At 72.5% G+C, this 15,900-nt stretch carries 11 protein-coding genes; 5 read left to right on the forward strand and 6 right to left on the reverse strand.

Annotated elements, in window-relative coordinates; translation table 11 throughout:
• The first annotated feature begins 11 nt into the window (after positions 1–11).
• The 3 genes from ACZ52C_RS23355 (at position 12) to ACZ52C_RS23365 (ending at position 3,585) form a co-directional block, all read left to right on the forward strand.
• Complete coding sequence (locus ACZ52C_RS23355; RefSeq protein WP_469076552.1) at positions 12–1,538, forward strand: FAD-dependent oxidoreductase; 1,527 nt, start codon at positions 12–14, stop codon at positions 1,536–1,538.
• A 49-nt stretch (positions 1,539–1,587) separates the two neighbouring features.
• On the forward strand, positions 1,588–2,394 hold the full coding sequence (locus ACZ52C_RS23360; RefSeq protein ID WP_469076553.1) for a sugar phosphate isomerase/epimerase family protein: 807 nt from the start codon (positions 1,588–1,590) through the stop codon (positions 2,392–2,394).
• Positions 2,395–2,658: 264 nt separating this feature from the next.
• Entirely contained in the window at positions 2,659–3,585 is a 927-nt protein-coding gene (locus ACZ52C_RS23365) for an MHYT domain-containing protein (protein ID WP_469076554.1), read from the forward strand.
• A gap of 23 nt (positions 3,586–3,608) precedes the next feature.
• Here ACZ52C_RS23365 and ACZ52C_RS23370 read toward each other — a convergent pair whose 3' ends face one another.
• From ACZ52C_RS23370 to aroA, 3 genes are read right to left on the reverse strand one after another with little or no spacing between them, the layout of a single operon-like run.
• Positions 3,609–4,274, reverse strand: coding sequence for a sugar O-acetyltransferase (locus tag ACZ52C_RS23370; protein WP_469076555.1), 666 nt, complete (start codon positions 4,272–4,274; stop codon positions 3,609–3,611).
• Between the two features lie 54 nt (positions 4,275–4,328).
• Entirely contained in the window at positions 4,329–5,069 is a 741-nt protein-coding gene (locus ACZ52C_RS23375) for a Type 1 glutamine amidotransferase-like domain-containing protein (protein WP_469076556.1), read from the reverse strand.
• Complete coding sequence (aroA, locus tag ACZ52C_RS23380; RefSeq protein ID WP_469076557.1) at positions 5,066–6,301, reverse strand: 3-phosphoshikimate 1-carboxyvinyltransferase; 1,236 nt, start codon at positions 6,299–6,301, stop codon at positions 5,066–5,068. Before aroA ends, ACZ52C_RS23375 begins: the two co-directional genes overlap by 4 nt.
• 840 nt (positions 6,302–7,141) lie before the next feature.
• On the opposite strand from aroA, the gene ACZ52C_RS23385 reads away from it, so the two are divergent.
• Together ACZ52C_RS23385 and ACZ52C_RS23390 are read left to right on the forward strand one after the other, a co-directional pair.
• Complete coding sequence (locus ACZ52C_RS23385) at positions 7,142–8,947, forward strand: glycoside hydrolase family 3 protein (protein ID WP_469076558.1); 1,806 nt, start codon at positions 7,142–7,144, stop codon at positions 8,945–8,947.
• A gap of 214 nt (positions 8,948–9,161) precedes the next feature.
• Entirely contained in the window at positions 9,162–9,824 is a 663-nt protein-coding gene (locus ACZ52C_RS23390) for a hypothetical protein (RefSeq protein WP_469076559.1), read from the forward strand.
• A 65-nt stretch (positions 9,825–9,889) separates the two neighbouring features.
• Here ACZ52C_RS23390 and ACZ52C_RS23395 read toward each other — a convergent pair whose 3' ends face one another.
• The 3 genes from ACZ52C_RS23395 to ACZ52C_RS23405 all read right to left on the reverse strand — a co-directional run bounded on the left by ACZ52C_RS23395 (position 9,890) and on the right by ACZ52C_RS23405 (position 15,690).
• Positions 9,890–11,320 (reverse strand): S28 family serine protease, encoded by a 1,431-nt coding sequence (locus ACZ52C_RS23395; RefSeq protein WP_469076560.1) that lies wholly within the window; start codon positions 11,318–11,320, stop codon positions 9,890–9,892.
• Between the two features lie 144 nt (positions 11,321–11,464).
• On the reverse strand, positions 11,465–11,845 hold the full coding sequence (locus ACZ52C_RS23400; RefSeq protein ID WP_469076561.1) for a hypothetical protein: 381 nt from the start codon (positions 11,843–11,845) through the stop codon (positions 11,465–11,467).
• A 95-nt stretch (positions 11,846–11,940) separates the two neighbouring features.
• Complete coding sequence (locus tag ACZ52C_RS23405) at positions 11,941–15,690, reverse strand: ABC transporter ATP-binding protein (RefSeq protein WP_469076562.1); 3,750 nt, start codon at positions 15,688–15,690, stop codon at positions 11,941–11,943.
• Positions 15,691–15,900: the final 210 nt, after the last annotated feature.

Raw genomic sequence — 15,900 nt, forward strand, 5'->3', positions numbered from 1 at the left:
ACCGCCGAGTCATGCAGCTGAAGCAGCCCGCGCAGAAGTCGTACTGGATCGAGAGCGCGCCGCAGGAGGGCGCGTACCCGGCGCTGGACGGGGAGCTGGTCGTCGACGTGGCGGTGGTGGGGGCGGGGATCGCCGGGATCAGCACGGCGTGGGAGCTGGCGCGGCGGGGGCGGCGGGTGGCCCTGCTGGAGGCGGACCGCGTGGCCGCCGGCGTCACCGGGCACACGACCGCCAAGGTGACCGCGCTGCACACGCTGATCTACGACCGGCTGCGCCGGACCCGGGGCGCCGAGGCCGCCGCGCTGTACGCGCGCTCGCAGACCGAGGCGATCCGGCACGCCGCCGAGGTGGTGGAGGAGCTGGGGATCGCCTGCGACTGGGAGGACGCGGCGTCCTACACCTACGCGGAGGACGAGGGCGGTGTCGCGGAGCTGCGGGCCGAGGCGGAGGCGGCGCGCGAGGCCGGGCTGCCCGCCGAGTTCGTGACGGAGACGGGGCTGCCGTTCCCCGTCGCGGGGGCGGTGCGGGTGGCGGAGCAGGCACAGTTCCACCCCCGCAGGTATCTGCTCGCCCTGGTCGACGACCTGGTGCGGCAGGGCGCGGCGGTGCACGAGGGGACGCGGGTGGTGCGGCTGAAGGAGGGGACGCCGTGCCGGCTGACGACCGAGGCGGGATTCACGGTGACCGCCCGGGACGTCGTGGTCGCCACGCACTACCCCGTCTTCGACCGGGCCCTGCTCTTCACCCGGCTCTCCGCGCGCCGCGAACTCGTCCTCGCCGCGCCGATCCCGGCCGAGGCCGACCCGCATGGGATGTACATCACGCAGGAGCAGCGCACCCGCTCGGTGCGGACCGCCCCGTACGACGAGGGCCGACGGCTGCTGATCGTCACCGGGGAGCACTTCACCCCGGGCACCGCCAAGGTCGACGAACGGTTCGCGCTGCTGGCGGAGTGGGCCACCGAACGCTTCGGCCCCCTCGACATCAGCCACCGCTGGGCCACCCAGGACAACGACTCCACCGACTCCGTCCCCCTGGTCGGGCCGTTCCACGCGGGCAGCCGGCACAGCTGGGTGGCGACCGGGTTCGGCGGCTGGGGGATGAGCGGCGGCATCATGGCCGGGCGGCTGCTGGCCGAGCAGATCACCGGGCACAAGTCGCCGTGGAGCGATCTGTACGACCCGCGCCGGGTGCTCAGCGCGATGCGGGAGGCGCCGAGTTTCCTCAAGCACCAGGCGCAGGTGGCCCGGCACTTCGTCGGCGACCGGATCGGCGCGGCCGGAGGCGGCTCCGTGGAGGCCATCGCCCCCGGGGACGGCGCGGTCGTCCGGGTCGGCGGTCATCCGTGCGCGGTCCACCGCGACGAGGCCGGCTCGCTCCACGCCGTCTCCGCCCGCTGCACCCACATGGGCTGCCTGGTCGGCTTCAACCGCGCCGAACGCGCCTGGGAGTGCCCCTGCCACGGCTCCCGCTTCGACACCGAGGGCCGCATCGTCCAGGGCCCGGCGACGAAGCCCCTGAAACGACGGGACCTCTGAGGTGGGCGGGGTGCCCCGCCGGCCCGGCCGACGTGTACGGTCCGAAGGCATGAAACTCGCGTTCTCCACCCTCGGTGTCCCCGGTCTCCCCATCGCCGACGTCGTACGGCTCGCCGCGACCCACGGCTATCACGGCGTCGAACTGCGCGCCCATCCCGAGGAGCCGGTGCATCCGGGCATCGGGGCCGACGAACGGGCCGAGGTGGCGGCCGAGTTCAAGGCGGCGGGCGTGGAGATCCTCGGTCTCGCCGGGTACGCGCGGGTCGCCGCGCCGGGCGAGGACGGTCCCGTGCTGGACGAGATCCGCGCCCTGCTCGACCTGGCCCGGGACCTGGGCGCCCCCTTCGTCCGGGTCTTCCCGGGCGCCGACCCGGCCGGCGGCCAGAGCGCGGAGGAGGCCGACGTGATCGCCGCCCGGCGCCTCGGCACGGCGGCGGAGGACGCGGCCGACCGGGGCGTGCGCGTCCTGCTGGAGACGCACGACTCGCACCGCACCGGCGCCGACGCGATCCGGGTGCTCGGTCCTGTCGGCCACGGCAGCGTCGGCTCGCTCTGGGACGTGATGCACACCTGGCTCGGGGGCGAGCAGCCCGCCGAGTCCTACGCCGCCCTCTCCCCCTTCCTCGGCTACGTCCAGGTCAAGGACATCGCCTCCGCCGAGGACACCACCCCGGTGGCGCTCGGCGCGGGGGTCCTCCCGCTCGGCGAGTGCGTCGAGCTCCTCTCCCGCAAGGACTGGGACGGGTGGCTGTGCTGGGAGTACGAGAAGCGGTGGTACGAGGGTGCCGCGCCGCTGCCGGAGCTGCTGGCGGCGGGTCGGGAGCACCTCGGACGGCTCCTCAACGACGCGGCGTGACGCCGGCGGCTTCGCACACGTCTTCGGCACCCCCGTAAAAACTGCCCGTAATGCACTGGCCTGAGCTTGAAAACTCAAGCTCAGGCCCTGTGTGCCACGGATTTTGACCACGAATCAGTATCGAGTCACCCAAAGCCGATCACCCGTCGAACAGATACCGACAGTAACTCTCGGAAAACGGAGCGCTGCGGTACGCGCTTGCACCAGACTTGCCTCCCTCGCCAGCCCATGCGCAACTGGCCATGTATCGGGGGGATTTGGCATATGCAAGGCACGGTCGACGGTTTCAGCTACGGTGCGGTCACTCCGGTGGCCGCCTATGTCATGGCCTGCCTGGGCGCCGCGCTCGGACTGCGCTGTGTGGTCAGGTCGGTCTACAACGAGCGCTCCTGGAAGCCCGGTTGGCTGGCCCTGGGGGCCGCGAGCATCGGCTGCGGCATCTGGACGATGCACTTCATCGCGATGGTCGGCTTCCGGGTGGAGGAGAGCCCCATCCACTACGACGTCGGGCTGACGGTGCTCAGCCTCGTCGTCGCCGTCACCGTCGTCGGCATCGGGGTCTTCGCCGTGGGCTACCGCGGTGTCAGCACGGCCACCCTCTGCGCGGCGGGATCCGTGACGGGCCTCGGGGTGGCCGCCATGCACTATCTGGGCATGGCCGCCATCCAGTTGAACGGCTACATCCAGTACGACATCGCCGTCGTCGCCCTCTCCGTCGTCATCGCCATCGTCGCCGCGACCGCCGCGCTCTGGGCGGCCGTGTCGATCCGGGGGTTCGTCACCAGTCTCGGGGCCAGCCTGGTGATGGGGGTCGCCGTGTCCGGCATGCACTACACCGGCATGGCCGCCGTGGGGGTGCATCTGCACGGCACGACCGGCGGGACGTTCACCGGCGAGTCACCCACGACGATCCTGCTGCCCATGCTCATCGGCCCGGTCATCTTCCTGCTCCTCGCGGGCGTGGTCGTGATGTTCGACCCGATGCTCGTGCTGGGCGAGGGCGACTGGGACCGCACGGCCGGCCGGAAGCCGGAGGGGCAGCGGCCGGAACCCCGGCGGCCCTGGCAGGCCGACCGCCCCGACGTCCCGCTCCAGCACCCCGACGGCTCCTCCCCGGGATCCCTCTTCGAACCCCAGCCCCGCACCCCCGGCCGACAGCAGGGCGCGGGGCGGCGCGTCCAGGAATGGTGAGGTGACCGTCGGCCGGAAGGGTCCTAACTCCCGGGCGCGGTACGGGTGGTGCCGGTGCGGGTGGTAGCGGTACGGGTGGTGGCGGCACGGGTGGTGGCGGTACGGGTGGTGAGGTCCTCGTCCGTGATGGCGCGGACCACCCGGCACGGGGTGCCGAGCGCGACGGACATCGGGGGGATGTCGCGGCTGACGACGCTGCCGGCGCCGATGACCGAGCCGTAGCCGATCCGGACACCGGGCAGGACGACCGCGTTGCTGCCGATCCACACCTTGTCCTCGATCACGATCGGCTCGGAGAACCGCCCGAAGTCCGCGCGGCGCGAGGGGTGCACGGGATGGCCCGTCGTCGTCAGCGTCACACTGGGAGCGATCATGACGCCGTCTCCTATGCGGATGTCCACGTCGTCGACGAACGTCAGGTTCACGTTGCCGAAGAAGTCGTCACCGATGTGGACGTTGCTGCCGAAGCCCGCGTGGAACGGCGGCAGCAGCACCGTGCGTTCACCGATCGACCCGAAGATCTCGACGAGCAGCGCGCGACGCCGCTCCGCCTGGCCCGGTGGGGTCATGTTGTACTCGAAGATCTGATCCGTGCGCCGCCGGGGCGCCTGGAAGGCCGCCTCGGACTCGGTGTAGACGAGCCCCTCGGCGATCCGGGCCAGCACCTCTTCCTCACGAGAACCCGACACCACGGGACACCCCTTCCTCGTACAACTCGTAGGACCGCCACCGGTGTGGCGCCGCTACCGGCGCGGCTCGGGCAGGAGGCGAGGGGATATCCGTTCCTCCACCGCCGTGGCGCCCTCGCGCCGGACCAAGTACGCCCCCTTGTCCGGGACTTCGGCGACCGCCTCCACCAGGCGCGTGCCCCGGTAGACGAGCCCGACCCCGTCGTCGGTGCAGTGGGTCTCCGGGAGCGTGCCGTCGGCGACGAGGCGGTGGACGAGGGGGCGGCGGCCCTCGTCGCTGTCGTAGTGGACGCCGTTGCCGTACGGGAGGTACGCCAGCGCGTCCGTCACCGGGCGGAGCGCCGGGCCGAAGGAGTCCGTCGTCCCGCCCCGGAACCAGCAGATGGAGCCCGCGCTGACGCCGCTCAGCACGACACCGGCCCGCCAGGCGCGGCGCAGTACGCGGTCGAGGCCGTGGACGCGCCAGACGGCGAGCAGGTTGGCGACCGAGCCGCCCATGACCCACACGACGTCCTGGGCGAGGACGGCCGACTCGATGTCCTCGATGTTGGGCATCGGGAAGAGCGCGAGAGGGGTCAGATCGAAGCCCGCGACGCGCGCGGCCTCGCTCATGCGCGCCGTCATGTGCTCGGAGTCGCCGACGGCCGTACCGATGTACATGACCTTCGGCCGCCGCCCGTGCACCCCCGACAGGTCCACGGCGTGGTGCACGAGCGAATGGAAGGTCACCCGGGTGCGGTCACCGATGCGGTGGCCTCCCGAGGTCGCGACGATGGTGGGCTCCGGAGCGGTCATGCACCGGAGGGTAGCGGGAGCGCCTCGAACGCCTCGTGGAAGGCCGGGAACGTCTTGCGCACGCATTCCGGGTCGTCGAAGGTGATGCCGGGGGTGCGCAGCCCGGTCACGGCGAAGGACATGACGATGCGGTGGTCGCCGTGGGTCCTGATCTCCGCGGCTCGCGGGGTGCCGGGGTGGATCTCGATCCAGTCGGCGCCGGTCGTCACGTCCACGCCCAGGCGGCGGAGGTTCTCCGCGCAGGCCTCCAGGCGGTCGCACTCCTTCACCCGGGTGTTGGCGACGTCCTCGATCCGCACCGGCCCCGAGGCGAAGGGGGCGATCGCGGCGAGGGTCGGCATGGTGTCGGAGATGTCCCGCATGTTGACGGTGACACCGTCGAGCCGGCCGGTGCCGGTCACCGTCGTGCGGTCGTCGCCCACCTCCACCCGCGCGCCCATCCGCCGCAGCACCTCCACGAAGCCGAGGTCGCCCTGGAGCGCGCCCGCGCCGAGGCCCGGCACGGTCACCTCGCCGCCGGTGAGGGCGGCGGCCGCGAAGAAGTAGCTCGCGGTGGAGGCGTCGGGTTCGATCGGGTAGGTGGTGGCCCGGTAGCCGCCGGGCGGGACGACGTACGTGTCACCCTCGCGGCCGACCTCCACGCCGAACGCGCGCATCATCGCGATCGTGATCTCCACGTACGGCACGGAGACCAGGTCGGTGACGGTGACGCGCAGGCCGGTGCGGGTGAGCGGGCCGAGCAGGAGCAGGGCGGTCAGGTACTGGGAGGACTGGCCGGCGTCCAGCACGACCTCGCCGCCGTCGACGCCGGCGGCGGTGACCGTGAGGGGGTGGTGGCCCTCCGCCTCCTCGTGCCGCAGGTCCACGCCGAGGTCGCGCAGGGCGCGGGTGAGGGGCAGGAGGGGGCGGCGGCGCATCTGGGGGGAGGCGTCGAAGCGGTAGGTGCCGTGGCCGGCGGCGGCGAGGGTCGGCAGGAAGCGGGCGGTGGTGGCGCCGTCCCGGCAGTACACGTCGGCCTCCGGGACGGCGGGGCCCTGGGGGCGGCCGTCGACCTGCCAGGTGTCCGGGGTGCGGCCGACGCGGTAACCGAGGCGGGCGAGGCCCTCCGCGAAGCCTTCCGTGTCGTCGGACCTGAGGGGGCGCACGAGGGTGGTGACTCCGTCGGCGGCCGCGGCGAGGAAGAGGGCGCGGGCGGTGAGGGACTTGGAACCGGGGATGTCGACGGTCGGCATGCGGGTCATGGTGAACCGTGGGGTGGGGTGGGTGCGGATGTGTCCGGGGAGTGGACGGCGCCCAGTGGCTCGGGGCCGCGTGCTTCGTGGGCGGGTGGGGGACGCCTACTAGCTCGGGGGGCTCGGGTTCCTCGGCGGGTGCGGGCCCGGTGGGGCTTCTCGCGCAGTTCCCCGCGCCCCTAAAAGCATCAGGCCCCTGCGCGCCTGAAAGGCCGACGGAGTGCGGTGGGGGGCGCCTACTAGCTCGGGGGGCTCGGGTTCCTCGGCGGGCACGGGTCCGGTGGGGCTTCTCGCGCAGTTCCCCGCGCCCCTGAAAAGCAGGGGCTGCGCCCCGTGCTTTTCAGGCCCGCAGCCCCGCTGCTTTCCAGGCCCGCCGGCTCGTGGTCTCCAGGCACGCAGGGCCTGGTCCGTTAGGCCCGCAGGGGCCTGGGCTTTTAGGGGCGCGGGGAACTGCGCGAGCAACCCCCCACTCACCCGCACCCCGGACGAAACCGGCACCCCCCGTGCTCCCAGGCGCCACGCCCATCTCACCCGTACCGGATTTCAGAAACCCGTCCCTTCCCGGGAACCCGAATCCACCCCACCCCGTCCAACCCCCATGCCGCCGGATGAGTCTCCGCAGTGCGGTGTCGGCCTCGCTGCTGGCTGCGAACGCTGACCAACCCTCTCCGCCGCCTGCGGCCGGCCGCACGCCGTCACCGGCGCGCCCCCCTCCACAGCGCCGGTGACGGCCCCTCAGCACCCGTCAGCACGCGCCGCGTTCCCTTGACCGGAAGAAACTTCCCGGATAATCGTGACACCTTGGAAGTTTCCTTCAGTCCTCCGGAAGGAGCGACGCACGTGCCCACCAGACGTACCGTTCTCGCCGCCACCGCAGGCGTCACCTCGGCCCTGGCCCTCGGCACCGACGCCCAGGCCGGCCCCCACCCCCACGACGACGAGAGGCTCCGCGCCCTCGTCACGCGCATGAGCCTCGAGGAGAAGGTCGGCCAGCTCTTCGTGATGCGGGTCTACGGGCACTCGGCGACCGCCCCGGACCAGGCCGACATCGACGCCAACCTCCAGGAGCTGGGCGTGCGCACGGCCGCCGAGCTGCTGGAGAAGTACCGCGTCGGCGGGATCATCTACTTCTCCTGGGCGCACAACACCCGCGACCCGCACCAGATCGCCGCCCTGTCCAACGGCATCCAGCGCGCCTCCCTCGCTCTCCCCCGGGGCCTGCCCGTCCTCGTCTCCACCGACCAGGAACACGGCATCGTGGCCCGCGTCGGCAAGCCCGCCACGCTGCTGCCGGGCGCGATGGCCCTCGGCGCCGGCGGCTCCCGCGCGGACGCCCGCGAGGCCGGACGCGTCGGCGGGGCCGAGCTGCGGGCGATGGGCATCCGGCAGGACTACGCCCCCGTCGCCGACGTGAACGTCAACCCGGCCAACCCGGTCATCGGCGTACGCTCCTTCGGCGCCGACCCGGACGCGGTCGCCGGGCTGGTCGCCGCGCAGGTGAAGGGCTATCAGCAAGCGGGGGTCGCGGCGACCGCCAAGCACTTCCCGGGCCACGGGGACACGGCCGTCGACAGCCACTACGGCTTCCCGGTCATCGAGCACACCCGGGAGCAGTGGACGGCCCTGGACGCCCCGCCGTTCCGCGCCGCGATCCGGGCCGGCATCGACTCGATCATGACCGCGCACCTCATGGTCCCGGCCCTGGACCCCTCCGGCGACCCGGCCACCCTCTCCCGCCCGATCCTCACCGGGATCCTGCGCGAACAGCTCGGCTACGACGGGGTCGTGGTCACCGACTCGCTCGGCATGCAGGGCGTACGGGAGAAGTACGGGGACGACCAGGTGCCGGTGCTGGCGCTGAAGGCGGGCGTGGACCAGCTCCTCAACCCGCCGTCGATCGACGTGGCGTGGCGCGCGGTCCTCGCCGCCGTACGCGCCGGCGACCTGACCGAGGCGCGGCTCGACGAGTCGGTCCTGCGGATCCTGCGGCTCAAGGCGAAGCTCGGGCTGTTCGAGCGCCCGTACGTGAGCGACGCCGGTGTCGACCGGGTCGTGGGGATCCGGCGGCACTTGGCGACCGCCGACCGGATCGCCGAACGGACCACCACCCTCCTGGTCAACGAGGGTGCGCTGCTGCCGCTGTCCCGGCGTACGCACCGCAACGTGCTGGTGGTCGGCGCCGACCCGGCCTCCCCGTCGGGCACCACGGGACCCCCGACGGCCGTCCTCGCCGCCGAACTCACCGCCCTGGGCTTCACGGCGACCAGCCTGTCGACCGGTACGGCCCCCACCGAGGCCCTCGTCGACCGGGCCGTGGCGGCGGCCGGGGGCAAGGACGCCGTGGTGGTGGCGACGTACAACGTGACGGCGGACAGCACCCAGCGGACCCTGGTCGCGCGGCTGCTGGCCACCGGGGTGCCGGTGGTGGCCGTCGCCATCCGCAACCCGTACGACGTGGCCCGGCTGCCGGGGGTGAAGGGCTGCCTGGCGACGTACTCCTGGACGGACGTCGAGGTGCGGGCGGCGGCGCGGGTGCTGGCCGGGCGGGTGGCGCCGCGCGGGACGCTGCCGGTGCCGGTGCAGCGGGCCGACGACCCGGCGAAGGTGCTGTTCCCCGTCGGGCACGGCCTGACGTACGGGCCCTGACGCACGCCACCCGTGTACGGCACTGGTGTACGGCCCTGACCTGCGGACCTCGGTGTAAGGCCGCTGGCGTACGGGGTCTACGCCGCACTCCTCGCCCACCACCCCCAACAGGCGCAAAGCACACGGTATGTCTGGCGTGGCCCCCGGCGCGGGGTCACGCTGGACGGGGGTTCGTCGGGGGGTTGCCATGCGAGGGGTGTGTCTCGTTCGACAGATGTGCACAGGGGTGCTCGCGGCCGCCGTCCTGCTCGCCCTCGCGGCGCTCTGCGGATGTCAGGTCTGGCCGGGCGGGGTCGGCGAGGAGCCGGAGGAGCGGGCGGCCGCGACCACGACCGGCACCCCGACCCGGCCGGCCGGGTACGGGACCGTGTTCCTCGGGGTCGACGAGTGCAGTTCGTTCGGGACGACGAGTTTCACCGAGGTGCCCTGTGCGAGCGAGCGGGCCGCCGCCCGGGTCGTGGCGCGGCACGACGGCCGGGCCGGCCAGGGTCCGCTGTGTCCGCCGACCACCGACTTCGTCCTCCACATCAGCGAGTCCCGGCCCGCCACCGGCGGTTCCGGCGCCTCCGACGGGCTCGCCGAGGACGAGGACGGCGACGGTTCCGTGCCGCAGGGCTACGCCTGTATGCGGGGGCTCCAGCCGCCGCACCCGGGCGACCCCGGTGGCGGTGGCGGCCCCCGCACCATCGTCGGCGACTGCGTCTACGGCGCGGGCCGGGGCGAGGTCCGAGAGACCGCCTGCGACGGCGGCGGCAGGCACGCCCCGGAGTACGAGGTGACGACGGCCGTCGCCAGCGAGGCGCAGTGCCCGGCCACGACCGACCTGTATGTGCGGCTGGGCGGCAGCCGGCCGGTGGGGTGCGCGGTACCGGTTTGACGGACGCCGAGCCCCGGTGCCGTCGTCGACGGCACCGGGGCTCGGCTCTGTGACGCCCGGCTGTTCTACGGCCGCAGCGCGGGCTCCCGCTCGACGTCACGCTTGTCGAGCTTGGAGTCGAACTTCGCCAGCGGCTTGGCCTTGCTCGGGTCCTGCTGGACGGCGGCCGGGGCGACCCCCGCCCACTTCAGGATCCGGGCGGTGGCCAGGTCCTTCTGCGCCTCGACGAGACCGGCGACGTTGGCACCGTGGTTGGCGCCGGGGGCCGTGAACACGTACGAGTCGCGGGCCTTCTTGCCCAGGTGGAACGGCTCGGCGCCCCACGGGTCGTTCTGCCCGTAGACGAAGAGCATCTGCTGGGCGTTGTTCCGCACCCAGGTGTCGACGTCGCGCATGGCGTACGGCTGGAACTTCATCTTGATGTCCCGGGGCACGAAGTTCCGGGGCGGCTGGTAGCCGTAGCGGATGTACTTCTTCTCGATGTGCGGGAACTTGATCGTGGGCGCGCCCAGCTGCGTACCGGCCTGGTAGAAGTACGGCGTGTACGGCGCGAGGCCCTGGTCGGTGTAGAAGGAGAAGCCGGAGATCGTGTCGATGGACGTCCAGATCTCGTCGTCCGTGGCCTTCTTGGCGTCCTTCGGGATGACGTCGCTGTCGCAGTCGGCGAGCAGGCTGTACTGCCAGAAGCCCCACACGTAGTCGAGGACGACGGCCTCGTACGCCTTGTCGAGGCTGCCGATCGTGTCGAACGTGAAGCCCTCGGCGGCGGCGACCTCCGCGTACTTCTTCTCCAGCGGCGCACGGCGGACGAGCGCCTCGCGCTGCACCGCGTTCAGCCGGTCGCGGCACTCCTTGGTGCCGACCTTGGCGAAGAACCGGTCGTACGCCGAGTCCTCCTTGTTGACGACGTCGTTGGGGGCGACGTACGCGACGACGCCGTCCATGTCCTTCGGGTAGAAGCGCTCGTAGTAGGTGGCCGTCATGCCGCCCTTGGAGCCGCCGGTGGAGATCCACTTCTTGCCGTAGATCTTCTTCAGCGCCTTGAAGATCCGGTGCTGGTCGCTGGCCGCCTGCCAGATGTCGAGCTTGGACCAGTCGGCCGGGTCGGGCCGGGACGGGCTGAAGAAGCGGTACTCCATGGAGACCTGGTTGCCGTCCACGATCTGCGTGGGCTCACGGCGGCCGGGGTTGGTGGAGACGTTGTAGCCGCCGGTGTAGAAGACCGTCGGACGGGCCGTGTCCTTGTGCAGCACGGTGATCCGCTGCTGGAACGTGCCCTTCTTCGGGTTCCTGTGGTCCACCGGCTGGGTGAAGTTGAGGACGAAGAAGCGGTACCCCGGGTACGGCTTCTCCTCGATCAGGCTCACCCCCGGGATCGCGAGCAGTCGGTCCTTGATGTCACCGGCGTCCGACCCCGCGGCGTGGGCCGTCCCCGCCGTGCTCAACGTGCCTATGAGCACCACGAGCGACAGCACCCATCCGAGTGCTTTGCGCATGCGTTCTCTCCCCTGTGCTGCAACGACTGTGCGCCGGAAGCTATCGGAGCGGCCGCCGGGGCACCAGGGAAGAAAGGGGCCAACTGGACTGCTTTCGGCCGCAGATGGGAGCGATAGGGAAAACCCTGTGCGGCGCGGGGAGGTTCAGCGCAGGATCCAGCCCGAGTCGAAGGTCTCGCCGCCGGCGCGGGCCTTGATCCGTACGGCGCGGCGGCCGGCGTGGACCGTCACCGGACCGGTGGGGCTCGCCTCGTTGCGGACCCAACGCCCGCCCCTGGCCCGGATGCGGATCGCGCCCTTGCGGGCCTGCTTGCCGGGTACGAGGACGACGCACACGTAGCGGCCGCCCTTGCGGTAGACCCGTACGGTCCCGGTGTCGAAGGTCAGTGTGCGCACCTTGCGGCCGGGACAGGACGTGGCGGCTGCCTCCGCGCTCGCCACCGGCCCCGCCAGGGTCAGCAGACCGGCGACCGCCAGTACGGCCAGTACGAGCGCCGTCGGCCGACGCGTTCCCCGCCTGATCACCCGCTGCCCCTCCCGTCCCACGACCGTACTGATGTACGGACGCACGACCCCCGCCGGAAGGTTGCACGCGCGGGGCGGAACGCGTCGAAGGTCCCTTATGGGCGCAGCGCCGGCTCGCCCACGAAGGTGCGCCAGAGGGCGGCGTACCGGCCGTCGAGGGCGAGGAGTTCGTCGTGGGTGCCGTCCTCGGCGACCCGGCCGTGGTCCATCACGACGACACGGTCCGCGCGGGCGGCCGTGGTGAGGCGGTGGGCCACCACCAGGGTGGTGCGGCGGCCGGCGAGCCGGTCGGTGGCGTGGTTGACCTGGGCCTCGGTGGCCAGGTCCAGGGCCGCCGTCGCCTCGTCGAGGAGCAGGATGTCCGGGTCGACCAGCTCCGCGCGGGCCAGCGCGATCAGCTGGCGCTGTCCGGCGGAGAGGTTGCGGCCGCGTTCGGCGACCTCGTGGAGGTAGCCGCCGTCGAGCGTGGCGATCATGTCGTGGGCGCCGACGGCCCGGGCGGCGGCCTCCACCTCGGCGTCGGTGGCCTCGGGGCGGCCGTAGGCGATGGCGTCCCGGATCGTGCCCTGGAACAGGTACGCCTCCTGCGGGACGACACCGAGCCGGTGCCGGTACGAGGTGAGGTCGAGGTCGCGCAGGTCGGTGCCGTCGACGGTGACCCGGCCGCCCGTGGGGTCGTAGAACCGGGCGACCAGCTTGACCAGTGTCGACTTGCCGGCGCCGGTCTCACCGACGAAGGCGACGGTCTGCCCGGCGGGGATGGTCAGCGCGATGCCGCTGAGGGCCTCCTCGGCCTCCTTGTCCCCGTCGGCGGAGGAGTAGGCGAAGGCCACGTCCTCGAAGGCGATGTCGCCGCGCAGGGAGCCCACCTCCCGCGGCTCGGCGGCGGACTTCGTCGACGTCGGCTCCTGGAGGAGTTCCTGGATGCGGCCGAGGGAGACGGTGGCCTGCTGGTAGCCGTCGAAGACCTGGGAGAGCTGCTGGACGGGGGCGAAGAAGAGGTCGATGTAGAGGAGGTAGGCGACCAGGGCGCCGGTGGTGAGGGTGCCCGCGTCGACGCGCTGGGCGCCGACGATCAGGACGGCCGCCGCCGCGGCCGAGGACAGGAACTGCACGAACGGGAAGTAGATCGAGATCAGCCACTGGCCGTGCACACGGGCCCGGCGGTAGCTGTCGCTGCCGGCCGCGAAGCGCTCGCCGCCCGTGCGCTCGCCCCGGAAGGCCTGCACGATCCGCAGCCCGGCCACCGACTCCTGGAGGTCGGCGTTGACCACGGACACCCGCTCACGGGCCAGCTCGTACGCCTTCACGCTCGCCCGGCGGAAGAAGACCGTACAGACGATCAGCGGCGGGAGCGTGGCGAAGACGACGAGGGCGAGCTCCACGTCGAGCACCAGCAGGGCGACCATGATGCCGAAGAAGGTGACGACGGAGACGAACGCGGTGACCAGTCCGGTCTGCAGGAAGGTCGAGAGCGCGTCGACGTCGGTCGTCATCCGCGTCATGATCCGTCCGGTCAACTCCCGCTCGTAGTAGTCGAGTCCGAGGCGCTGGAGCTGGGCGAAGATCTTCAGGCGCAGGGAGTAGAGGACGCGTTCGCCGGTACGGCCGGTCATCCGCATCTCGCCGATCTGCGCCGCCCACTGCGCGAGGACCACGAGCAGCCCGAGCAGGGACGCGGCCCAGACCGCGCCGAGGGCCGCCTGGGAGACCCCCTCGTCGATGCCGTGCCGGATCAGCACCGGCAGCAGCAGGCCCATGCCCGCGTCGACGGCGACCAGGGCCAGGCTGATCAGCAGGGGCGGGCCGAAGCCGCGCAGCAACCGCTTCAGACCGTACGACTCCTCCGGCGCGACCGCGCGGGCCTCGTCGACGCCGGGGGTGTCGGTCGCCGGGGGCAGCGCCTCGACCTGGGCGAGGAGTTCGGGGGTGGCGGGGGTGCCGTCGAAGGCGGTGTCGCGGGGCTCCCGGTCGCCGGTCCACAGCCGGGGCGTGATGCCGCGCTCGGCGTCGAACTCGGCGTCCAGCTCGTCCCGTATCGAGTCGCGGGCGGAGGTGTCCTCGGCCTTGGCGAGCGAGGTCGGCGGGAGGTGGCCGGGCGAGACACCGCCCAGCTCGTCCGGGTCGGTGAGCAGCCGGCGGTAGAGGGCGGAGCGGCGCTCCAGCTCCTCGTGGGTGCCGAGGTCGGCGAGGCGGCCCTCGTCGAGGACGGCGATGCGGTCGGCGAGGCCCAGGGTGGAGCGGCGGTGGGCGATGAGGAGGGTGGTGCGGCCCTCCATGACATGGGACAGCGCCTCGTGGATCTCGTGCTCCACGCGGGCGTCCACCGCCGAGGTCGCGTCGTCGAGGACGAGCAGGCGGGGGTCGGTGAGGAGGGCGCGGGCGAGGGCGATCCGCTGGCGCTGGCCGCCGGAGAGGGTGAGACCGTGCTCGCCGACCTTGGTGGCGTAGCCGTCGGGCAGCTCGGCGATGAAACGGTCCGCCTGGGCGGCGCGGGCGGCGGTCTCGATCTGTTCGTCGGTCGCGTCCGGGCGGCCGTAGGCGATGTTGGCGCGGACCGTGTCGGAGAAGAGGAAGGAGTCCTCGGGGACCAGGCCGATCGCGGCGCGCAGCGAGTCGAGGGTGAGTTCGCGGACGTCGTGGCCGCCGATGAGGACGGCGCCGCGCGTCACGTCGTAGAAGCGGGGCAGCAGCAGCGAGACGGTCGACTTGCCGGAGCCGGAGGAGCCGACGACGGCGAGGGTCTCGCCGGGCCGGATCTCGAAGCTGAGGCCGTCGAGGACGGGGCGCCCCGCCTCGTACCCGAAGGACACGTCGTCGAACTCGACGGTCGCGGGCGCGTCGGCGGGGAGGGTCTTCGTGCCGTCGGCGAGCGTGGGCTCGGTGTCGATCAGTTCCAGGACGCGTTCGGTGCCGGCGCGGGCCTGCTGCCCGACGGTGAGCACCATCGCGAGCATGCGGACCGGGCCGACCAGCTGGGCGAGGTAGGTGGAGAACGCGACGAACGTGCCGAGCGTGATGTGGCCCCGGACGGCCAGCCAGCCGCCGAGCGCCAGCATGGCGACCTGGCCGAGGGCGGGGACGGCCTGGAGGGCGGGGGTGTAGCGGGAGTTGAACCGGATGGTCCGCAGCCGCCCCGCGAAGAGCCGCCGCCCGACCTCCCGGAGCTTGCCGGTCTCCTGCTCCTCCTGCCCGAACCCCTTCACCACGCGTACGCCGCTGACGGCGCCGTCGACCACGCCCGCGACGGCGGCGGCCTGGGCCTGGGCGTACCAGGTGGCGGGGTGCAGCTTGGTCCGGCTGCGCTGGGCGATCCACCACAGGGCGGGGGCGACGGCGATCGCGACCAGGGTGAGCGGGAGGGACAGCCACGCCATGATCACGAGGGAGATCAGGAACAGCAGGACGTTGCCGATGGTCATCGGCAACATGAAGAGCAGGCCCTGGATCAGCTGGAGGTCGCTGGTGGCGCGGCCGACGACCTGGCCGGTGGACAGCTCGTCCTGGCGGCGGCCGTCGAGGCGGGTGATCGTGCCGTACATCTCCGTCCGCAGGTCGTGCTGGACGTCGAGGGCGAGGCGGCCGCCGTAGTAGCGGCGGACGTAGGTGGACACGTACACGAGGAGGGCGGCGCCGATCAGGGCCGCCGCCCAGGGGGCCATGTCCCGGGTGTTGTCCCCGATCACGTCATCGATGATCACCTTGGTGATCAGGGGGACCAGCGCCATCACGGCCATGCCGGCCAGGGACGCGCCGAGGGCGAGGATCACGTCCTTGGGGTACCGCCAGGCGTATCCGGCCAGTCTGCGCGCCCACCCTCGGTCGCCCCCCTGCTGCGCTACCACGCCGGTGCCCTCCGTTCGTCCTGGTCTCCGCAGGGACCAACACGGCGGGAGAGGGATTTCATCCCGCCGCAACAATTGGGGGCGCCTGACAGCTCGGGGGTGCCTGTTTCGTCGGCGGGTGCGGGTGGTTCGTGGTTGCTCGCGCAGTTCCCCGCGCCCCTGAAAAGCAGGGGCTGCGCCCCGTGCTTTTCAGGCCCGCGGCCCCGTCGC

The sequence above is a fragment of the Streptomyces sp. NPDC034049 genome, assembly GCF_055575575.1.

Bases quoted from the DNA above. Each gene is read 5' to 3' on its own strand.
- ACZ52C_RS23390 (WP_469076559.1), top strand. From the start codon at position 9,162: ATGTGCACAGGGGTGCTCGCGGCCGCCGTCCTGCTCGCCCTCGCGGCG.
- ACZ52C_RS23360 (WP_469076553.1), top strand. From the start codon at position 1,588: ATGAAACTCGCGTTCTCCACCCTCGGTGTCCCCGGTCTCCCCATCGCC.
- aroA (WP_469076557.1), bottom strand. From the start codon at position 6,301: ATGCCGACCGTCGACATCCCCGGTTCCAAGTCCCTCACCGCCCGCGCC.
- ACZ52C_RS23375 (WP_469076556.1), bottom strand. From the start codon at position 5,069: ATGACCGCTCCGGAGCCCACCATCGTCGCGACCTCGGGAGGCCACCGC.
- ACZ52C_RS23395 (WP_469076560.1), bottom strand. From the start codon at position 11,320: ATGCGCAAAGCACTCGGATGGGTGCTGTCGCTCGTGGTGCTCATAGGC.
- ACZ52C_RS23365 (WP_469076554.1), top strand. From the start codon at position 2,659: ATGCAAGGCACGGTCGACGGTTTCAGCTACGGTGCGGTCACTCCGGTG.
- ACZ52C_RS23355 (WP_469076552.1), top strand. From the start codon at position 12: ATGCAGCTGAAGCAGCCCGCGCAGAAGTCGTACTGGATCGAGAGCGCG.